Annotated in this window: 17 protein-coding genes; 9 read left to right on the top strand and 8 right to left on the bottom strand. The window is 63.9% G+C overall.

Annotation, left to right across the window (positions count from 1 at the left end):
* Window positions 1-33: 33 nt before the first annotated feature.
* Genes U1769_RS16340 through trmFO form a run of 3 tightly spaced genes read left to right on the top strand, consistent with a single transcriptional unit; the run spans window position 34 to window position 2,229 of the window.
* Window positions 34-414 (top strand): hypothetical protein, encoded by a 381-nt coding sequence (locus tag U1769_RS16340; protein ID WP_332718080.1) that lies wholly within the window; start codon window positions 34-36, stop codon window positions 412-414.
* 56 nt (window positions 415-470) lie between these two features.
* Window positions 471-878 carry a hypothetical protein gene (locus tag U1769_RS16335; RefSeq protein WP_332718078.1) on the top strand — a complete coding sequence of 136 codons (408 nt, stop codon included), beginning with the start codon at window positions 471-473 and terminating at the stop codon, window positions 876-878.
* Window positions 879-912: 34 nt separating this feature from the next.
* Complete coding sequence (gene trmFO, locus U1769_RS16330) at window positions 913-2,229, top strand: methylenetetrahydrofolate--tRNA-(uracil(54)-C(5))-methyltransferase (FADH(2)-oxidizing) TrmFO (RefSeq protein WP_332718076.1); 1,317 nt, start codon at window positions 913-915, stop codon at window positions 2,227-2,229.
* Between the two features lie 289 nt (window positions 2,230-2,518).
* Here trmFO and U1769_RS16325 read toward each other — a convergent pair whose 3' ends face one another.
* Both U1769_RS16325 and U1769_RS16320 read right to left on the bottom strand, forming a co-directional pair.
* Complete coding sequence (locus U1769_RS16325; RefSeq protein ID WP_332718074.1) at window positions 2,519-2,983, bottom strand: EF-hand domain-containing protein; 465 nt, start codon at window positions 2,981-2,983, stop codon at window positions 2,519-2,521.
* Window positions 2,984-3,056: 73 nt separating this feature from the next.
* On the bottom strand, window positions 3,057-3,746 hold the full coding sequence (locus U1769_RS16320) for a squalene/phytoene synthase family protein (protein ID WP_332718072.1): 690 nt from the start codon (window positions 3,744-3,746) through the stop codon (window positions 3,057-3,059).
* Between the two features lie 123 nt (window positions 3,747-3,869).
* Between U1769_RS16320 and U1769_RS16315 the strand changes: the two genes are divergently transcribed.
* Genes U1769_RS16315 through U1769_RS16305 form a run of 3 tightly spaced genes read left to right on the top strand, consistent with a single transcriptional unit; the run spans window position 3,870 to window position 7,152 of the window.
* Window positions 3,870-5,888 (top strand): pilus assembly protein, encoded by a 2,019-nt coding sequence (locus tag U1769_RS16315; protein ID WP_332718070.1) that lies wholly within the window; start codon window positions 3,870-3,872, stop codon window positions 5,886-5,888.
* A complete protein-coding gene (locus tag U1769_RS16310) occupies window positions 5,885-6,496 on the top strand; it encodes a TadE/TadG family type IV pilus assembly protein (RefSeq protein WP_332718068.1) in 612 nt (203 codons plus the stop codon). Before U1769_RS16315 ends, U1769_RS16310 begins: the two co-directional genes overlap by 4 nt.
* Window positions 6,493-7,152 (top strand): TadE/TadG family type IV pilus assembly protein, encoded by a 660-nt coding sequence (locus U1769_RS16305; protein ID WP_332718066.1) that lies wholly within the window; start codon window positions 6,493-6,495, stop codon window positions 7,150-7,152. Before U1769_RS16310 ends, U1769_RS16305 begins: the two co-directional genes overlap by 4 nt.
* Window positions 7,153-7,166: 14 nt before the next feature.
* Here the strand turns inward: U1769_RS16305 and U1769_RS16300 are convergent, their stop codons facing one another.
* Both U1769_RS16300 and pdhA read right to left on the bottom strand, forming a co-directional pair.
* Window positions 7,167-8,561 carry a pyruvate dehydrogenase complex E1 component subunit beta gene (locus U1769_RS16300; protein WP_332718064.1) on the bottom strand — a complete coding sequence of 465 codons (1,395 nt, stop codon included), beginning with the start codon at window positions 8,559-8,561 and terminating at the stop codon, window positions 7,167-7,169.
* Window positions 8,561-9,604, bottom strand: a complete 1,044-nt coding sequence (pdhA, locus tag U1769_RS16295) for a pyruvate dehydrogenase (acetyl-transferring) E1 component subunit alpha (protein ID WP_332718062.1) — start codon at window positions 9,602-9,604, stop codon at window positions 8,561-8,563. The genes U1769_RS16300 and pdhA overlap by 1 nt, the downstream gene beginning before the upstream one ends.
* Window positions 9,605-9,754: 150 nt before the next feature.
* On the opposite strand from pdhA, the gene U1769_RS16290 reads away from it, so the two are divergent.
* From U1769_RS16290 to U1769_RS16280, 3 genes are all read left to right on the top strand, one after another.
* Window positions 9,755-11,038: an MFS transporter gene (locus U1769_RS16290; RefSeq protein ID WP_332718059.1), complete on the top strand. Its 1,284-nt coding sequence runs from the start codon at window positions 9,755-9,757 to the stop codon at window positions 11,036-11,038.
* The gene (gene cysK, locus U1769_RS16285; protein ID WP_332718057.1) at window positions 11,035-11,955 is read left to right on the top strand and encodes a cysteine synthase A; all 921 of its coding nucleotides are present in this window, start codon (window positions 11,035-11,037) and stop codon (window positions 11,953-11,955) included. The genes U1769_RS16290 and cysK overlap by 4 nt, the downstream gene beginning before the upstream one ends.
* A 183-nt stretch (window positions 11,956-12,138) precedes the next feature.
* Window positions 12,139-13,488 carry a cell wall hydrolase gene (locus U1769_RS16280; protein ID WP_332718055.1) on the top strand — a complete coding sequence of 450 codons (1,350 nt, stop codon included), beginning with the start codon at window positions 12,139-12,141 and terminating at the stop codon, window positions 13,486-13,488.
* A 64-nt stretch (window positions 13,489-13,552) separates the two neighbouring features.
* Here U1769_RS16280 and U1769_RS16275 read toward each other — a convergent pair whose 3' ends face one another.
* Genes U1769_RS16275 through hisI form a run of 4 tightly spaced genes read right to left on the bottom strand, consistent with a single transcriptional unit; the run spans window position 13,553 to window position 16,691 of the window.
* Complete coding sequence (locus U1769_RS16275) at window positions 13,553-15,355, bottom strand: acyl-CoA dehydrogenase C-terminal domain-containing protein (RefSeq protein WP_332718053.1); 1,803 nt, start codon at window positions 15,353-15,355, stop codon at window positions 13,553-13,555.
* Between the two features lie 4 nt (window positions 15,356-15,359).
* Complete coding sequence (locus U1769_RS16270; protein ID WP_332718051.1) at window positions 15,360-15,788, bottom strand: MerR family transcriptional regulator; 429 nt, start codon at window positions 15,786-15,788, stop codon at window positions 15,360-15,362.
* A 37-nt stretch (window positions 15,789-15,825) separates the two neighbouring features.
* A complete protein-coding gene (locus tag U1769_RS16265; RefSeq protein WP_332718049.1) occupies window positions 15,826-16,332 on the bottom strand; it encodes a hypothetical protein in 507 nt (168 codons plus the stop codon).
* Window positions 16,329-16,691, bottom strand: a complete 363-nt coding sequence (hisI, locus tag U1769_RS16260; RefSeq protein ID WP_332718047.1) for a phosphoribosyl-AMP cyclohydrolase — start codon at window positions 16,689-16,691, stop codon at window positions 16,329-16,331. The genes U1769_RS16265 and hisI overlap by 4 nt, the downstream gene beginning before the upstream one ends.
* Between the last annotated feature and the right edge of the window lie 133 nt (window positions 16,692-16,824).

Below are 16,824 nucleotides of genomic sequence, written 5' to 3'. Positions count from 1 at the left end.
ATTTCTCTTATTACAGGAAGAAAGGAAATAACCATGGTCGAGACCGTCTACATCCTCTATCTCGCGATCACCCTGGGCATCACCATCTGGGTGGCGCGGACGCTGTCGAGCAACGGCGTCGTCTTCCTCATCCAGTGCTTCGGCCAGAACGAAACGCTGGCACGCTCGACCAATCACCTGCTCGTGGTCGGCTTCTATCTCATCAATATCGGCTTCATCACGCTGACGCTCAGCCTCGGCCAGGAACCCACCACGATCACTGGCGCGATGCGCTTCCTCAGCGGCAAGGTCGGCCTAGCGGTGATCGTGCTGGGCGCGATGCATTTCTTCAACATGGGCGCGATCGCGCAGTTCGGCCGCAAGGTGAATGGCTGGCTCGATGCGCGCGGGGATCGTGCGGCGGTCATTGCATGATCAACAGGCAGGGAGAGCGGAGCGTCGCTGACGCATCGATCAGATGGCCCAGCATCATGCTGGCCAGCGTGAGCGCCGGGCCGCTCTTCTTCCTGGGGATCGGCGTCGGCACGCTGATTGCCGATCCCGCCGCGCCGGTTTCAATCTATCTGAATTGGCAGATCGGGTTCGCGGTGCCCATCCTGGCCATGGCCGCCGCCTTTTTCGGCAACTTCATCGCGTTCCTGCCCAACCTGATCGGCGCAGCCCTCATGACCTCCATCGGCAATCGCCACGAGGCGGCCCGCTCGCCGCTCATGTGGACGCTGGCGGGCGCCCTCGCCGGCGCCGCTCCGATGGTGGCGAGCGGGGCTGGAATATCCGGCATGCAGCCGGTCTACCTGATCGCCCTCACATTCACCGGCGCCTGTTGCGCGCTGATTTGTCGGTGCCGGATGAAATGGCCCGACGCCCCGCCGCGCTAGGCGACGGCCGGTCGCGCTGCTATCTGCCCGCACCATGACTCATGACATCCAGATCATCGGCGGCGGCCTCGCCGGTTCCGAAGCCGCGTGGCAACTTGCCGAAGCAGGCTTCAAGGTGAAGCTCTCCGAAATGCGCGGCTCGGGCGAAATGACGCCTGCCCACCATACCGACGGGCTTGCCGAGCTGGTCTGCTCCAACAGCTTCCGCTCGGACGATGCGGTCAGCAACGCCGTCGGCTTGCTCCATGCTGAAATGCGCGCGCTCGGCTCGCTGATCCTGCGCGAGGGCGATATCCACAAGGTTCCGGCCGGCTCGGCACTCGCGGTCGACCGCGACGGCTTCTCGGCCGGCGTCACCGCCGCAATCACCGCGCACCCCAACATCACGGTCGTGCGCGAGCGGGTCGATGCCCTTCCCGATGACGGCCTCGCCATCATCGCCACCGGCCCCCTCACCGCCGCCGGCCTCGCCTCGAGCATCGGCGCCGCTACTGGCGCAGAATCGCTCGCCTTTTTCGACGCGATCGCGCCGATCGTCCATTTCGAGTCGATCGACATGGAGACCGCCTGGTTCCAGTCGCGCTGGAACAAGGGCGAGGGCAAGGACTACATCAACTGTGCGATGGACAAGGAGCAATATGCCGCCTTTCATGCCGGGCTGATCGCGGGCGAGAAGACCGACTTCAAGGACTGGGAGAAGGACACGCCCTATTTCGAGGGCTGCATGCCGATCGAAGTGATGGCGGAACGCGGCTTCGACACCTTGCGCTTCGGCCCGATGAAACCGGTCGGCCTTGACGATCCCCGCACTGGGCGATGGCCGCATGCGGTGGTCCAGCTGCGCCAGGACAATGCTCAGGGCACCTTGTGGAACATCGTCGGCTTCCAGACCAAGCTGAAACATGCCGAGCAGGTCAGTTTGTTCCGGACCATTCCCGGCCTGGAGAATGCCGAGTTCGCACGGCTGGGCGGGCTGCATCGCAACACCTTCATCCGCTCGCCGGAGCTGCTCGACGAGACATTGCGCCTGAAGAACAAGCCCAACATTCGCTTCGCCGGCCAGATCACTGGCTGTGAGGGCTATATCGAGAGTGCCGCGATCGGCTTGCTCGCTGGCCGCTTCGCCGCGGCCGAGCTTGGCGGGCAAGCGCTTGCGCCGCCGCCGGTCGAGACGGCCTTCGGGGCGCTGCTCCACCACATCACCGGCGCCGCCATCGCCGAGACCTATCAGCCGATGAACGTCAATTTCGGGCTGATGCCGCCCATCCCGGGCCGCACCAAAAAGGCCGATCGCAAAAAGATGTACACCGACCGCGCCCGCGCCGCGTTCACCGAGTGGCTGGCCGCCTGATTCTCCACCGCTGATTCAACAATCGACGGGATGGCGGCAGCACGGTGTGCCGGCTTCCCGAGTCGCGCGCTCTTTGACATGATCGGTTTTTGTTGGACGCTTTTCTGTGCGGTGCAGCGGAAAACCGCGACCTTTTCTCCGCTTCAACCGCCTCCTTTTCCGCTGTTATCGCGTAACAGGGAATCGTAACCCCAAGTCACTGGAAAAGCGCCACGATTTTAGACTTTAACTCCAACATAACAGGGAAAGAAAAAACAGACCGTCGCACCGGCGCCATTGTTGGAACTCGTCAGGTCTCTTCGTCCTCACGCGGCGCCTCTGCCGGCGGGCAATTGGGCTTCCGCTTGACGGTCCTTTTCGGCGCGGTGGTCGCGAACTCGGCCGGGGTCATCGCTCCTGACTTGTCCTTGTCGGCCGCCGCAAACTTCGTCGTCGTCTTCACTGCCCATTCGTCGAACGAGAGCTGGCCGTCATGGTTGGTGTCGAGCTTTGCATAGGCCTTGCGACGCGAGACGAGATATTCCTCGCGCGTCACGGCGGCGTTACGGTCCTTGTCGTACCGGTCGAAGCGCTTCTGCTCGCGCGTGCGCTCGCTTGCCTCGGGTACCGCGGCGGGCAACGGGGCGTCCTGCCCAACGGCGGCAACCGGCTGAGGTGCCAGCGGCGACGGCGGCCGAGCCCGGCCATTCGAAAGCACGAAACCGGCAGCGACCAGCAGCAGCGCCGCGACACCGCCCGCAACGTAACGCCACATCTCTTCTTCTCCCCACCTTCGGACGGGCGAAAGCTATCGCCTTTCCGCGCGGGGTCAAAGCCTATCGCCCAGCCTATCGCCCCGTCAGGCGGTGCCAGGCCAGGCGCGCCACCCGACCGGGCGCTCCGGACGGCAGCGGCCGGTCGAGCGCCACATCGAGATTCATGCGGGCGAGATGCGCCAGGGCACCCAGCGGGCGGGCCGGACGACTCCAGCGCGATCGAGTGGCAAGGGCCAGTGGCGCAGCCGCATGTGTCGCCACCCGCTCTGCCGCGGGCCGGTCGCTCAGATGGCGCGCCAGGTCGGCCAGCGCCCACCCCTCCCCGGCTGCGCGCAGCGGATCGGAAGGCGCGGCCCCGACCAGGGTTCCCGCCAGCTCGAACAGGCTGCCACCACGCAGCGCCGCGTGACGCGCGATCGCGCCGTCCGCCAGTTGCCCGGGCTCGAGCAATTCTTCCCAGCCCTCCACCATTTCGGCGAGGCGGGCACCCGTGACGCCGCGCCCGACGACGTGCCACGCCAGCGCCTGGAGCACGGGTTCGGCCGGAGGGTCGTCAGTATCGAGCCGGCTGAGCGCCTCATGCCACCAGGTCAGCCGCATCTGCCCAACCATCGGCTCGCGCGTCGTGCGCAGGATCCCGGCGAGGCTGTCGTCGAGGCCAAACAGTGCCTCCAGTGCGTTCAATGCTGCCGGATCGGCATAATGCAACACGAGCGCACGCTCCGGATCTATCCGATTCCGTCCTATTTCTTCTGGTTTCATAATGCGTTGCCAAGGTGCGCAGATGGGGATGGCCCCGTTAACCAGATTGCTTGAACAGCGATTATCCCTTCCTCCTGCATAGCCCAACCACCGGGAGCTTTCTCTATCGGGTGGGACCAGGCAATGCTGTGGAAAAAGTCGAGGATATCAGGAATGCCGAAGGGCTTTCTGAGTCGATTCGCGCGCGACGTACGCGGCAACACGCTGGCGATCATGGCGATCGCGCTGATCCCCCTGGCGGGGCTGGTGGGCGGCGGCATCGACATCAGCCGGATGTACATCACCAAGACGCGGCTGCAACATGCCTGCGACGCTGGTGCTTTGGCTGGGCGCAAGTCGATGGGCGGTGGGGCCTGGAGCCAGAACAACAATAAGCCGAACGCGGTCGCGTTGGAATTCTTCACTGCGAATTTCCCGACCAACGGATACGGAACGCGCGCTCTGACCAGGAGCTTCACCGAAAACGCTGGCAAGGTTACCGGCACTGCGTCGGTCGAACTGCAGATGACCTTGGTCAAGGTCGTAACCAAGGACTGGGCCTATGCCACGCTCAGCGTCGTTTGCGATGCCGAGATGCGTCTGCCCAATACCGATATCATGTTCGTGCTCGATAACACCGGATCGATGGATTCGAAGGCCGTCAGCACTGACAGCGATACGAAGATGGAAAGTCTGAAAACCGCCGTCAAATGCTTCTACGAGATCGTGGCGCGGCTTAATACCGACGCAAATTGTACGACCGGAAACCCCGGAACGAGCGGCACGGGAAGCCAGGTGCAGATCCGGTTCGGGTTCGTCCCCTATTCCACTAACGTCAATGTCGGGAGGCTGCTGCCCAACAGCTACATGGCCGACAGCTGGCAATATCAGACACGTGTCGCCAACTGGAATCCCCCGGGCAGTACTACGGTGGGGCCCAACTGGCAGACCTATGGCGCGTCGATTTCGCAGGCCGATTGTCTGAAATATATGGGAAACCAGAGTTTCTCGGGGTTCACCCCCACTCCGGATAGCGGAGGCCCTCCGCCGACTACAACTGTCACTTTCCAGTACAATAGCGATGGCGCTGCAACTGCCGGGGGAAGTGGCGAATGGGGCTGGACCAACTCCTCCGACACTGCGGGCGACACCCGGAGTTGCCGGCGATCAATTACCAAAATCACCACGACTTACGTCCCGCAGTTCGCCAACTGGAACTATCTCAACGCACCTATCGCGGTGAGCGGCCTGAAGGCGGGCGGCAGCAGCTGGAACGCCACCATGACCGCGCCGACCGGTGCGAACGGCACCAACCGCTCGATCAACTGGGACGGCTGCATCGAAGAACGGCGCCCGACCGCGCAAGAAACGGACTATGATCCGATCCCGGCCGCGGCGAAAGATCTGAATATCGATCTCATCCCCTCGGGTGATGCGACCACCTTGTGGGGTCCAGCATTGCCGAAACTCATCTATATGCGGGGCGTCACCACCTCGACGGATAGCCGCGGACGAACCGTTGTGAATTGGGGGGACGCAACGACGTCCACAATATCCAATACCACCGTCGAATATTACAATAGCGTATCCTATTATTGTCCGACTCAAGCAAAGAAGCTGCAAGCCTGGCCTGACGCGTCGGTATTCGACACGTATGTCGATAGCCTCGTACCGACGGGCAACACCTATCATGATATCGGCATGATCTGGGGCGCTCGACTGATGTCGCCGACCGGCATCTTCGCGGCGGAGAATGCCCACACCCCCGGGGGCGCCGATATCGAGCGTCACATGATTTTCATGACTGACGGCGATGCCGTCTCGCAGAGCTGCGACTACGCCGCCTATGGCGTTGCCTTCTGGGACAAGCGCACGACGACTGATGTCGGCACTGCCCAGAACTGCGAGGGTGTCACCGACGGCATGCCGTCGCTCAATGCACAGATCAACGCTCGGCTCGAAGGTCTTTGTACCGCCGTCAAGAACAAGAATATCACGCTCTGGGTGATCTCGTTCGGCAGTGGATCGAACACCACGACAGAGGGCCGACTTGAGACATGCGCCTCTCCCGGGCGCTATTTCACCGCGCGGAATTCGGCGACGTTGCAGACGACCTTCGCGAGTATCGCCAACCAGATCTCCCAGTTGAGGCTGACGCGATGACCCGCCGCCTCCGCCGCCGGATATCGACCGATCGCCGCGGCGCGACGATCGTGGAATTCGCGATCATCGCTCCCGTCGTCGGGCTCCTGTTGCTCGGCGCCTTCGACACGGCCCATTCGCTCTACATGCGATCCGTCCTGCAGGGCATTGTACAGAAGGTAGCGCGCGACTCGGCGCTTGAAACGGGCACGGCCGCCGCTCAGCAGACGGTACTCGACAACAAGGTAAGGGCGTCGGTCCGCGCGATAGCGAACAATGCGACCATTACGATCACCCGGCGCTTTTACCGCACCTTTTCCGAGGCTGCCGCCGCACAGGCGGAGGTCTGGACCGACACGGACCACAATGGCACGTGCAACGCCAATGAACCGTACGAGGATGCGAACAACAACAACGAATGGGATCGCGATGGCGGCAATGCGGGTCAGGGCGGTGCCAAGGACAAGACTCTTTATACCGTTGCTTTAAGCTATCCGCGGTTCTTTCCGCTCAACAATATCATCGGCGGATCGAACACGACCAGGATCAACGCGTCCACCGTGCTATCCAACCAGCCTTATGCTGACCAGGGCAGTTACGGGACTCCCACTGTCAGGAACTGCTCATGAAAGCGCACCTCATGCGGGCGTTGCCTAGCGCCGTACGCCGATTTCGCCACGACGAGAGCGGACTCGCGCTGCTCGAATTCGCGTTCATCCTGCCCATCTTTCTGACGATGGCCCTCACGGGCGTCGAAATGACCAACTACATCACCACAAAGATGCGGATCAGCCAGCTCGCGCTGCACTTGGCAGACGACGCAGCACGCATCGGCAGCGGCAGCCAGCTCACCGAAAAAACCATCACTGAGACCGACATCAACGATCTGTTTGCCGGCGCTCAGCTGCAATCTGGCGAGCTCAATTTGAGGGCCAATGGCAGAGTCATCCTCTCGGACCTCGAAGTCGACCCAAACAATTCCGGCAAGTTCAAGATCGGCTGGCGGCGCTGCTTCGGAACAAAGACAAGCTATGCGCGCAAATATCCCGCGACATCCGGCACGACCAACCTGCCGGGAATCGGCCCGACAGGTCGGATGGTGACCGTACAGCCCGACAATGCCACGATGTTCGTGGAGATATTCTATACGTATGTCCCAATCGTCGGTCGAGGCACGCTGGCGCCTGAGACGGAGTTCACCGAGACAGCCTCAATGGCGGTCCGCGACCGGCGCGACCTGACCGCGATCTACAACACGGCCAGCGCGCCCGTCGCGAACTGCTGACGACGAACCGATCGCTACCGGTACGTCACCTTCTTCACCGCCGCGACGATCTTGTCGACATTGACCAGCGCGAGCTTTTCCAGGTTCGCGGCATAGGGCAGCGGCACGTCCTCGTTGTTCACGCGGAGCACCGGCGCATCGAGATCGTCGAAGCCGTCCTCCATCGCGATCGTGACGATTTCGGAGCTGATCGAGCAGGTCGGCCAGCCTTCTTCCACCACGACCATACGATTGGTCTTCTTCAGGCTCTTGAGCACCGTTTCCTTGTCGAGCGGGCGCAGCGTGCGCAGATCGATCACTTCGACATCGATCCCCTCGCCCGCCAGAGCATCGGCGGCCTCAAGCGCAAGGCCAACGCCGATCGAGTAGCTGACGACGGTCACGTCCTTGCCCGTGCGCATGATCCGCGCCTTGCCGATCGGCAGGACATAATCGTCCAGCACCGGCACCTCGAACGTCCGGCCGTAAAGCAGCTCGTTCTCCAGGAACACGACCGGATCCTCGCTCCGGATCGCCGCCTTGAGCAGGCCCTTGGCATCGGCCGCATCATAGGGCGCGATCACGATCAGGCCCGGGACGCTCGCATACCATGGCCCGTAATTCTGCGAATGCTGCGCACCGACCCGCGACGCCGCGCCATTCGGCCCGCGGAACACAATCGGGCACCGCATCTGGCCGCCCGACATGTAATTGGTCTTGGCGGCCGAATTCACGATATGGTCGATCGCCTGCATCGCGAAGTTGAACGTCATGAACTCGACGATCGGGCGAAGTCCGCCCATTGCCGCTCCCGTGCCAACGCCGGCAAAGCCATATTCGGTGATCGGCGTGTCGATCACACGCTTGTCGCCGAACTCGTCGAGCAAGCCCTGGGTCACCTTATAGGCACCCTGATATTGCGCGACTTCCTCGCCCATCACGAAAACGCGCTCGTCCTTGCGCATCTCCTCGGCCATGGCATCGCGCAACGCTTCGCGCAGCGTCATCTTGACCAGTTCGGTGCCGGCCGGCACCTCGGGCTCGGGCGGCTGGCTCTTCGTTTCGAGCCGCTCGGACGCGGTCGGAGCATGTTCCTGCTCGGTCGCTGGCGCAGCGGGGACAGCATCGCTCTCGGCTGCCTTCGCCGCTTTGTCCGGCGCCACGACGGCGGCGGGTGCCGCTTCCTCACCCTCGACGTCCAGCGTGGCGATGACGGTGCCGACCTTAACGTTGTCGGTGCCCTCGGCCACCAGGATCTTGCCGATCACCCCTTCATCGACCGCTTCGAACTCCATCGTCGCCTTGTCAGTCTCGATCTCAGCCATGATGTCGCCGGACTTGACCGTATCGCCTTCCTTGACCAGCCATTTGGCAAGCGTGCCCTCCTCCATCGTCGGGGACAGCGCGGGCATCTTGATCTCGATCGCCATCAATAGGACTCCACCAGCACGTCGGTATAAAGCTCGGCTGGTCCCGGTTCGGGCGTCTGTTCAGCGAAATCGGCGGCTTCGTTCACGATCTTCCTGATCTCCTGATCGACCTTCTTGAACTCGTCTTCCTTCGCGCCGAGTTCTTCGAGCAGCTTCTTCACATGCTCGATCGGGTCGGACTTGTCGCGAACGGCCTGGACCTCCTCGCGGCTGCGATATTTGGCTGGATCGGACATCGAATGGCCGCGATAGCGATAGGTCTTCATCTCGAGGATGATCGGCCCCTTGCCGGCGCGGACCCATTCAAGCGCCGTTTCGGCGGCGCCGCGGCAGGCAAGCACGTCCATACCGTCGACCTGGATGCCGGGAATGCGGAAGCTCTCGCCGCGGCGGTACAGCTGGTCCTCGGACGAGGAGCGGTTGACGCTCGTGCCCATGGCGTACTGGTTGTTCTCGATCACGTAGATGACCGGCAGCTTCCACAGCTCGGCCATGTTGAAGCTTTCATAGACCTGGCCCTGATTCGAAGCCCCGTCGCCGAAATAGGCGAGGCATACGCCGCCATCGCCCTTGTATTTGTGGCTGAAGCCAAGCCCGGTGCCGAGCGAAACCTGCGCACCCACGATGCCGTGGCCGCCATAGAATTTATGCTCGACGCTGAACATGTGCATCGAGCCGCCCTTGCCCTTCGAGATGCCGGCCTGGCGCCCCGTAAGCTCGGCCATCACATCCTGTGGCGGGATCCCGCACAACAGCATATGGCCGTGATCGCGATAGCCGGTGATCACGCTGTCCTTCTCGGTCAACGCTGACTGGAGGCCCACCGCGACGGCTTCCTGGCCGATATACAGGTGGCAGAAGCCGCCGATCAGGCCGAGGCCATAGAGCTGGCCCGCCTTCTCCTCGAAGCGGCGGATGAGCAGCATCTGCTTGTAGAAGTCGAGCAGCTCGTCCTTGGACGCCTTGTAGGGCTGGGGCTCGTTCGGACGCTCGCGATTGGGCGTCAGGGGTTCGCTCTTGCGGGCGGCGGGGGCTTTGGCCACGTGGGGAAAACCTCGTTTCCGTAGGGGAGGAAGCGCGCCTATAGGCTCGTTTCCTCATGGACATCAATCGTCCGGAGGAAACAGAGTTTTCGAGCGGCAAAGGAATCGCCGATTGCCCCGGGGACGATCGGACGCCTAAAGCCCGCACAGATGGATTCGCCTCCCCACCCATTCCGCATCGCCAATTTCCGGGCCTATTGGGCCGCACGCCTGTGCATGACGCTGGCGCAGAATGGCATGATCATCGTGATCGGCTGGCAAACCTACACCATCGCACGCGAAACCATGTCGCCGGCCGCAGCAGCCGCGCAGCTCGGGTTGATCGGGTTGCTGCAGTTCATCCCGCTGTTCCTGACGACTCCGGTAACCGGCTGGGTGGCCGATCGCTTCGATCGCCGCTGGATCGCGCGCATCACGGTGGCGCTGCAGATTCTCTGCACCCTCATCCTCGCCATGGCGACGTACGAAGGCTGGATGTCGCTGCCGGTGCTCTTTTCGGTCGCGGTCCTGCTGGGCCTCGGTCGGGCCTTTGCGGGCCCTGCTTTTTCAGCGCTGGCGCCGAATCTCGTCCCGCGCGAGGTGCTGCCCACCGCAATCGCGCTCAGCTCGATCTCCTGGCAGGGCGGCACGATCATCGGCCCGGCGATCGGCGGCTTTGCCTATTCCTTCGCGCCATCGGCCGCCTATTTCCTGGCGACGGCGCTGTTCGGCGGGGCGCTGCTCTGCCTGATGCTGATCACGCCTGTTCCCCGCACCATCGCGGTCGGCAGCGCGCATCCGCTGCGGCAGATCGCCGACGGGCTGGCCTATGTCTGGCAAAACAAGATGATCCTCGGGACGATCACACTTGATCTGTTCGCGGTATTCCTGGCCGGTACGAGCGCGCTGCTCCCGATCTACGCGCACGACATCCTGAAAGTCGGGCCGCAGGGCCTCAGCGCGCTGGCAGCCGCCCCGGCGGTGGGGGCCGCTCTCGTCGCGCTGTTCTTCTCGTTCCGGCCGCTCAAGACCAATGTCGGCCCGAAGATGCTCGGCTCCGTGCTGATCTACGGCACGGCCACCGTGACCTTCGGCCTGTCCACCTCGATGCCGCTCAGCCTGATCGCCCTGTCGATCGCCGGAGCGGCCGACATGTTCTCGGTCTATATTCGCCAGTCGCTGATGCAGCTCCACACGCCGGACGACAAGCGCGGGCGCGTCGGCGCCGTCTCGCAATTGACCATTTCAGCCTCTAACGAACTGGGCGAAGCCGAGTCGGGCTTCCTTGCCTCCGCCCTCGGACCGGTCGGCGCAGTGCTGGTCGGCGGCGGTGGCGCGATTGTCGTTACGATCCTGTGGACCTATCTATTCCCGAGCATCCGCAACGCCCGTACCTTCGATCCCCCCACGACGCAGCAAGACGCCGCAGATATTGAGATGGAGGCAGCACGATGAAAGCCAACACGATCCTCGAGACGATCGGCAACACCCCGCATATTCGGGTGCAGAAACTCTTCCCCGGCACTGAGGTATGGATCAAGTCCGAACGGTCAAATCCGGGCGGCTCGATCAAGGACCGGATCGCGCTCAGCATGATCGAGGCGGCCGAGCAGTCCGGCGATCTCAAGCCCGGCGGCACGATCATCGAGCCTACCAGCGGCAATACTGGCGTCGGCCTCGCGATGGTCGCCGCGGTGAAGGGCTACAAGCTCGTTCTCGTCATGCCCGAAAGCATGTCGCTCGAACGCCGCCGTCTGATGCTCGCCTATGGCGCGACCTTCGATCTCACCCCGCGCGAGAAGGGCATGAAGGGCGCAATCGAGCGGGCGATCGAACTGGTCGGCCAGACGCCGAACAGCTGGATGCCGCAGCAATTCGAGAATCCCGCCAATATCGACGTCCACGTGCGCACCACCGCACAGGAGATCCTGAACGATTTCCGCGATTCGCCGATCGACGTGATCATCACCGGCGTCGGCACCGGCGGCCATATCACCGGCGTCGCCGAGACGTTGAAGAAGGAATGGCCGCATCTGAAGGTCTATGCCGTCGAGCCCGAGGCGTCACCCGTCATTTCCGGCGGCCAGCCCGGCCCGCACCCGATCCAGGGCATCGGCGCCGGCTTCGTGCCGACTAACCTGCACACCCAGTCGATCGATGGCGCGATCAAGGTCGATGCCGCCGTCGCCAAGGACATGGCGCGGCGCGCGGCGCGGGAGGAAGGCATGCTGGTCGGCATCAGTTCCGGCGCCACGCTCGCTGCGATCCTGCAGAAGCTGCCCGACCTGCCTGATGGCGTGCGGGTGCTGGGTTTCAATTACGACACCGGCGAGCGCTACCTCTCGGTTCCGGATTTCCTTCCCGAAAGCTGACGCCGCTCAAGCGCACCATGACCGGGCCGGCAGGCATCCCCTGCTGGCCCACGGCGCTTCCGGCTTGGCGCGAACCATTTCGCATCGCGAGCGTTCTGCAGTAAAGGCCGGTCGTCCGTCCGCCAGGAGCCGCTCTCGCTCTCCTATCCGCGCCGCTCCCTCCATCGCTGAACCTCCTTGCCCATGCCCCATCCGTCTGCCCTGCCGGGAAAGCCAAGTCGCGGCCTGAACCTCCTGCTGCTCCTGGTCGCGCTAACCGCGATCGTGGCGCCGCTGCTGGTCGTGCTCAACGCCCCGCGGATCGCGTCGCATCACCCGGTCAGACGCCTGCCCCAGCGAGTCGTACCCAAGGCCGAGCTGCCACCGGTCGAGCCGGTCGCGTTCCAGCAACTCGATCCGGACGATGCTCGCGCCTTCAATGCAACGGTGCCCTTTTCGACCGGCCCCAACCCGGCGGCACGCCCATTCCGCTTCGCCGGCAGCGACGAGGCTCGCGCCCGTGCGATCGACTGCCTGGCCGCTGGCGTGCTGTACGAGGCCGGCGACGATACGCTGGGCCAGCGCTCCGTGGCGCAGGTGATCATCAATCGGGCGCGGCATCCGGCTTTCCCGAAGACGATCTGCGGCGTCGTGTTCCAGGGTTCGGAGCGGTCGACCGGGTGCCAGTTCACCTTCACCTGCGATGGCGCGCTGATCCGGCATCGCTGGTCGGATGCGGCGTGGGTCCGGGCTCGGGAGACCGCCACGCTGGCGCTCAACGGCGCGGTCTATAAGCCGGTCGGCTACGCGACCCATTATCACACGGACTGGGTCGTGCCCTATTGGCAGTCGAGCCTGGACAAGATCGCTGCGGTGCGCACCCATCTGTTCTTCCGCTGGACCGGCTGGTGGGGCACGCCGCCCGCCTTCAACCGGCATGTCTCGTCCGACGAACCCGTCGTGCCCCAACTCGCACTCTATTCCGATGCGCACAAGACCGGCGCGGCATTGGTCGATGCCTCGGCCGCGGTTGCCGAGGCCGCAGCGCTTGGCGCAACATTGCCGCCCGCGCTGGCCACCGACGCCAACAGTTTCCTGTTGACGCTCGATCCGCACATGCCGCCCGATGCCTTTGCCCTGCTCGCAGCGCGCACCTGCGGCGATCGGCCCTATTGCAAGATCATGGGCTGGACCAGCAAGGCGAAGACGCCCGGAGCGCTGCCGCTGCAGCCGACCCAGATCGCGGGAATGTCGTTCAGCTATCTGCGCGACAAGGCCCGCAATTACGACAAGGCGCTGTGGAACTGCGGCGAGTTCAAGCGCACCGATGTGAGCCAGTGCATGAAGCTGCAGGTGCTCGTCCCGGTCGCACGGCAGGACAATTTCTCGCTCGAAACCTTGCCGGGCACGACCAGAGTGGCACCACCAGCGGTTACGACGACGATCAGGCCTGTGCCTGAGCTCTCGGGCGTGCGCCGGAAAGAAACCCTGCCTGCCGCAAAGCCCGCCGCCGCCCTGCCGGTGCCCGCTCCGCAGCCACCAGCAACACGATAAGGCGATCTCGCTCCACTCGGGACAACCGGACGGTCAGATCAGCCTGATCTGACACCCCATTGGATCACGCCGCGGCGAACATCTCCGGCGGGATCGCCATCATCGATTCGGATCCGCTCTCGATCTTGCGGCGAAGCGCACCTGCCTCGGGCATGATCCGCTCCGCGAAATACCGCGCGGTCATCAGCTTGGCGTCGAGGAAGGCGGCATCGCCCTCCCCCGCCGCCTTCAACTTCGCCGCGGCCGAGGCCATGCGCAGCCACATCAGGCCGACCGCGACGATGCCCATCAGGTGGAGATAAGGCTGCGCACCGGCGCCGACATTGTCCGGGTTCTTCATGCCGTTCTGGAGGAACCAGAGCGTCGCCTGCTGCAGCTCGCCATTGGCCTTTTCGAGGCGTGCGGCGAAATCGGCGGTGGCGGGATCGGCCTTGCCCGTGGCGACATCGTCCCCGACGACCTTGAACAGTGCCTGCACGGCGCGCCCGCCGTTCATGGCGAGCTTGCGGCCGACCAGGTCCATCGCCTGGATGCCATTGGTGCCTTCATAGATCATCGCGATCCGGGCATCGCGGACATATTGCTCCATGCCCCATTCAGCGATGTAGCCATGCCCGCCATAGACCTGCTGGGCGTTGGTCGCGATCTCATAACCCTTGTCGGTGCCATAGCCCTTGATCACGGGCGTGAGCAGGCCGACCAGATCGGCGGAGAGCTGACGCTCCTCCTCGCTCGCCGCACCGTGCTCGAGATCGACCTGCAGCGCGCCCCACAGGCACAGCGCACGCAACCCTTCGGTCAGCGCCTTGGCATCCATCAGCATCCGGCGCACATCGGGATGCACGAACAGCGGATCGGCCTTTTCCTGCGGCTCCTTGGGACCGGTCAGCGCGCGACCCTGGCGACGGTCATGCGCGTACTGGACGGCGTTCTGGTATGCGGTCTCGGCGACGCCAAGCCCCTGCAGGCCGACGCCGAGCCGCGCCACGTTCATCATGATGAACATCGCGGCGAGGCCCTTCATCTCCTCGCCGACCAGCCAGCCGGTCGCCCCGTCATAGTTCATCACGCAAGTCGAATTGGCATGGATGCCCATCTTGTGCTCGATCGATCCGCACGACACCGCGTTGCGCGCACCGAGCGAGCCGTCATCATTGACCATGAACTTGGGCACGACGAACAGCGAGATGCCCTTCGAGCTTTCGGGCGCGCCCGGCGTCTTCGCTAGGACGAGATGGATGATGTTCTCGGTCAGGTCGTGCTCACCGGACGAGATGAAGATCTTGGTCCCGGTGATCGCATAGGAGCCGTCAGCCTGTGGCTCGGCGCGGGTGCGGATCAGGCCGAGATCGGTGCCGCATTGCGGCTCGGTCAGGTTCATCGTCCCGCCCCATTTGCCCGAGACCATGTTGGGCACGTATTTCGTCTTCTGCTCCTCGGTGCCTTTTACCAGCAGCGCCGCGATCGCGCCGTGCGTCAGCCCCGGATACATGGCGAAAGCCATGTTGGAGGAAATCATATATTCCTGGAACGCGGTCGAGACGACATGCGGCATCTCCTGCCCGCCAAAGGCGGCCGGCGCCGACAGCGTGCCCCAGCCCGATTCGACGAAGCGGGCATAGGCTTCCTTGAAGCCCTTGGGCGTCGTGACGGAACCGTCCTCATGGCGCGTGCAGCCTTCCTGATCGCCCGAATGGTTCAGCGGGAACAGCACCTCGGCGACGAACTTGCCGCCCTCGTCGAGCACGGCATCGACCACATCCGGGGTAGCGTTGGCGAAGCCCGGCAGGTTCGCATGGCGATCGAGGCCGACGACATGCTCCAGGATGAAACGGGTGTCGCGGACGGGGGGAGTGTATTGCGGCATGATATCAGTCCTTCAGGCGGCCTTGCGCACCGTGCGTTTCGAGTAATGTGATGAAATCGTTGAGTTCGTCGATCGCTGCATCGATGTCCTGCTTCTGCGATGCGAGCAGGGAGACGCGCTGCCGGCAACGGTCTATCGTCACCGTGCGTTGGACCTGGCGTCCGTCGCCGATGTCGTAGAGGTCGATCATCTCGCGGATCTCGCCGAGGCTGAAGCCGACTCGCTTGCCCCGCAGGATCCAGGCGAGCCGGGCCCGGTCGCGCTGCGAATAGATTCGCGCGGTGCCGCGCCGTTCGGGGGCGATCAGGCCCTCATCCTCGTAGAACCGCAGCGCCCGCGCCGTCACGCCAAACTCGGCGGACAGGTCGGAGATCGAGAAATGATCGCGATCGGGGTGGCGCTCGATCGCGGCGTAGGCGGCGACTGTGGACATGCGGGCAAGCTAGGTGCCGTTTACGTGAACGTCAAGCTCATCCGCCGCTGTCGCAGAGCAGCTTGCCGCGCCGGTCGCGCAGGGTCGAGGCTTCGGCGATCGAATCGCTCAACCGGCTCACATCGAGCGCCGCGAGCGAGGCGCGCTCGGTGCACAGCTTGCGGCAGGCATCCGGCAAACGGCCCGGAAAAACGATTCGATCACCTTCGAAGCGCGCGTCGAAGCTGCACCCTGTCCCACCGAAATCGAGCCGCAGCTTCTCCCCGGCGCGGGTGACCGTGCCCGATCCGCTGCACCGCACCTTGTCGCCATAATCGACGAACACGCCGATGCGATATCCAGTAGCGGCGGGCACGACGCAGACCCGGTCGGTGTCGCGCGCATACAAGCCGGTGATGTCGCTGTTATTCGGGTCCGGAATCACGCCGGCTTCGATCGCGGCCGCTTCCAGGCTCGTCGCGGCGGTCGTGTTGCCGCCGGGCTGCGGCGCGCTGCCGGAACAGCCCGTCAGCAACAGCGTCGCCAGCAGCGCGCCGCGCTTCATTCGACCGTCGTGAGCGAATCGCCGTCGATCCGACGATAGAAGCAGCTGCGCTCGCCGGTGTGGCAGGCCGGGCCGGAGGCGTCCACGATCAACCACACCGCATCCTGATCGCAATCGATCCGGATATCGGCGACTCGCAGCACATGTCCGGACGATTCGCCCTTTTTCCAGAGCCGCGCCCGACTCCGCGACCAGAAATGCGCCTCGCGCGTCGCGACGGTCGCGGCCAACGCCTCGGCGTTCATGTGCGCGAGCATCAGCACCTCTCCGGTCGTGCGGTCGGTGGCGACGGCAGTGATCAGGCCGGCGGCATCATAATTCGGGTCCAGCACCAGGCCGGTATCGCGGGAATCGGGCATATCGCAGGCTTAGCGCGACGCCACCGGCCCGTCACCCCGCGCGGCGGGAAGCACGCAAAACCGACAATGCGACGGGCCGTCATCAATCGATGTGACAAAAGCGCGACAAAGCAGAAAGCCGACCCTATATGGC

This window comes from Parasphingomonas zepuensis, assembly GCF_036663735.1.
In the GTDB taxonomy this organism is placed as follows: domain Bacteria; phylum Pseudomonadota; class Alphaproteobacteria; order Sphingomonadales; family Sphingomonadaceae; genus Sphingomonas.
Note: the sequence above shows the minus strand (reverse complement) of the source record. Positions and strands in the feature narration are given on the sequence as shown.

Coding starts and splice junctions, on each gene's coding strand:
- U1769_RS16340 (WP_332718080.1), top strand. CDS start 34: ATGGTCGAGACCGTCTACATCCTCTATCTCGCGATCACCCTGGGCATC.
- U1769_RS16335 (WP_332718078.1), top strand. CDS start 471: ATGCTGGCCAGCGTGAGCGCCGGGCCGCTCTTCTTCCTGGGGATCGGC.
- trmFO (WP_332718076.1), top strand. CDS start 913: ATGACTCATGACATCCAGATCATCGGCGGCGGCCTCGCCGGTTCCGAA.
- U1769_RS16325 (WP_332718074.1), bottom strand. CDS start 2,983: ATGTGGCGTTACGTTGCGGGCGGTGTCGCGGCGCTGCTGCTGGTCGCT.
- U1769_RS16320 (WP_332718072.1), bottom strand. CDS start 3,746: ATGAAACCAGAAGAAATAGGACGGAATCGGATAGATCCGGAGCGTGCG.
- U1769_RS16315 (WP_332718070.1), top strand. CDS start 3,870: ATGCTGTGGAAAAAGTCGAGGATATCAGGAATGCCGAAGGGCTTTCTG.
- U1769_RS16310 (WP_332718068.1), top strand. CDS start 5,885: ATGACCCGCCGCCTCCGCCGCCGGATATCGACCGATCGCCGCGGCGCG.
- U1769_RS16305 (WP_332718066.1), top strand. CDS start 6,493: ATGAAAGCGCACCTCATGCGGGCGTTGCCTAGCGCCGTACGCCGATTT.
- U1769_RS16300 (WP_332718064.1), bottom strand. CDS start 8,561: ATGGCGATCGAGATCAAGATGCCCGCGCTGTCCCCGACGATGGAGGAG.
- U1769_RS16290 (WP_332718059.1), top strand. CDS start 9,755: ATGGATTCGCCTCCCCACCCATTCCGCATCGCCAATTTCCGGGCCTAT.
- cysK (WP_332718057.1), top strand. CDS start 11,035: ATGAAAGCCAACACGATCCTCGAGACGATCGGCAACACCCCGCATATT.
- U1769_RS16280 (WP_332718055.1), top strand. CDS start 12,139: ATGCCCCATCCGTCTGCCCTGCCGGGAAAGCCAAGTCGCGGCCTGAAC.
- U1769_RS16275 (WP_332718053.1), bottom strand. CDS start 15,355: ATGCCGCAATACACTCCCCCCGTCCGCGACACCCGTTTCATCCTGGAG.
- U1769_RS16270 (WP_332718051.1), bottom strand. CDS start 15,788: ATGTCCACAGTCGCCGCCTACGCCGCGATCGAGCGCCACCCCGATCGC.
- U1769_RS16265 (WP_332718049.1), bottom strand. CDS start 16,332: ATGAAGCGCGGCGCGCTGCTGGCGACGCTGTTGCTGACGGGCTGTTCC.
- hisI (WP_332718047.1), bottom strand. CDS start 16,691: ATGCCCGATTCCCGCGATACCGGCCTGGTGCTGGACCCGAATTATGAT.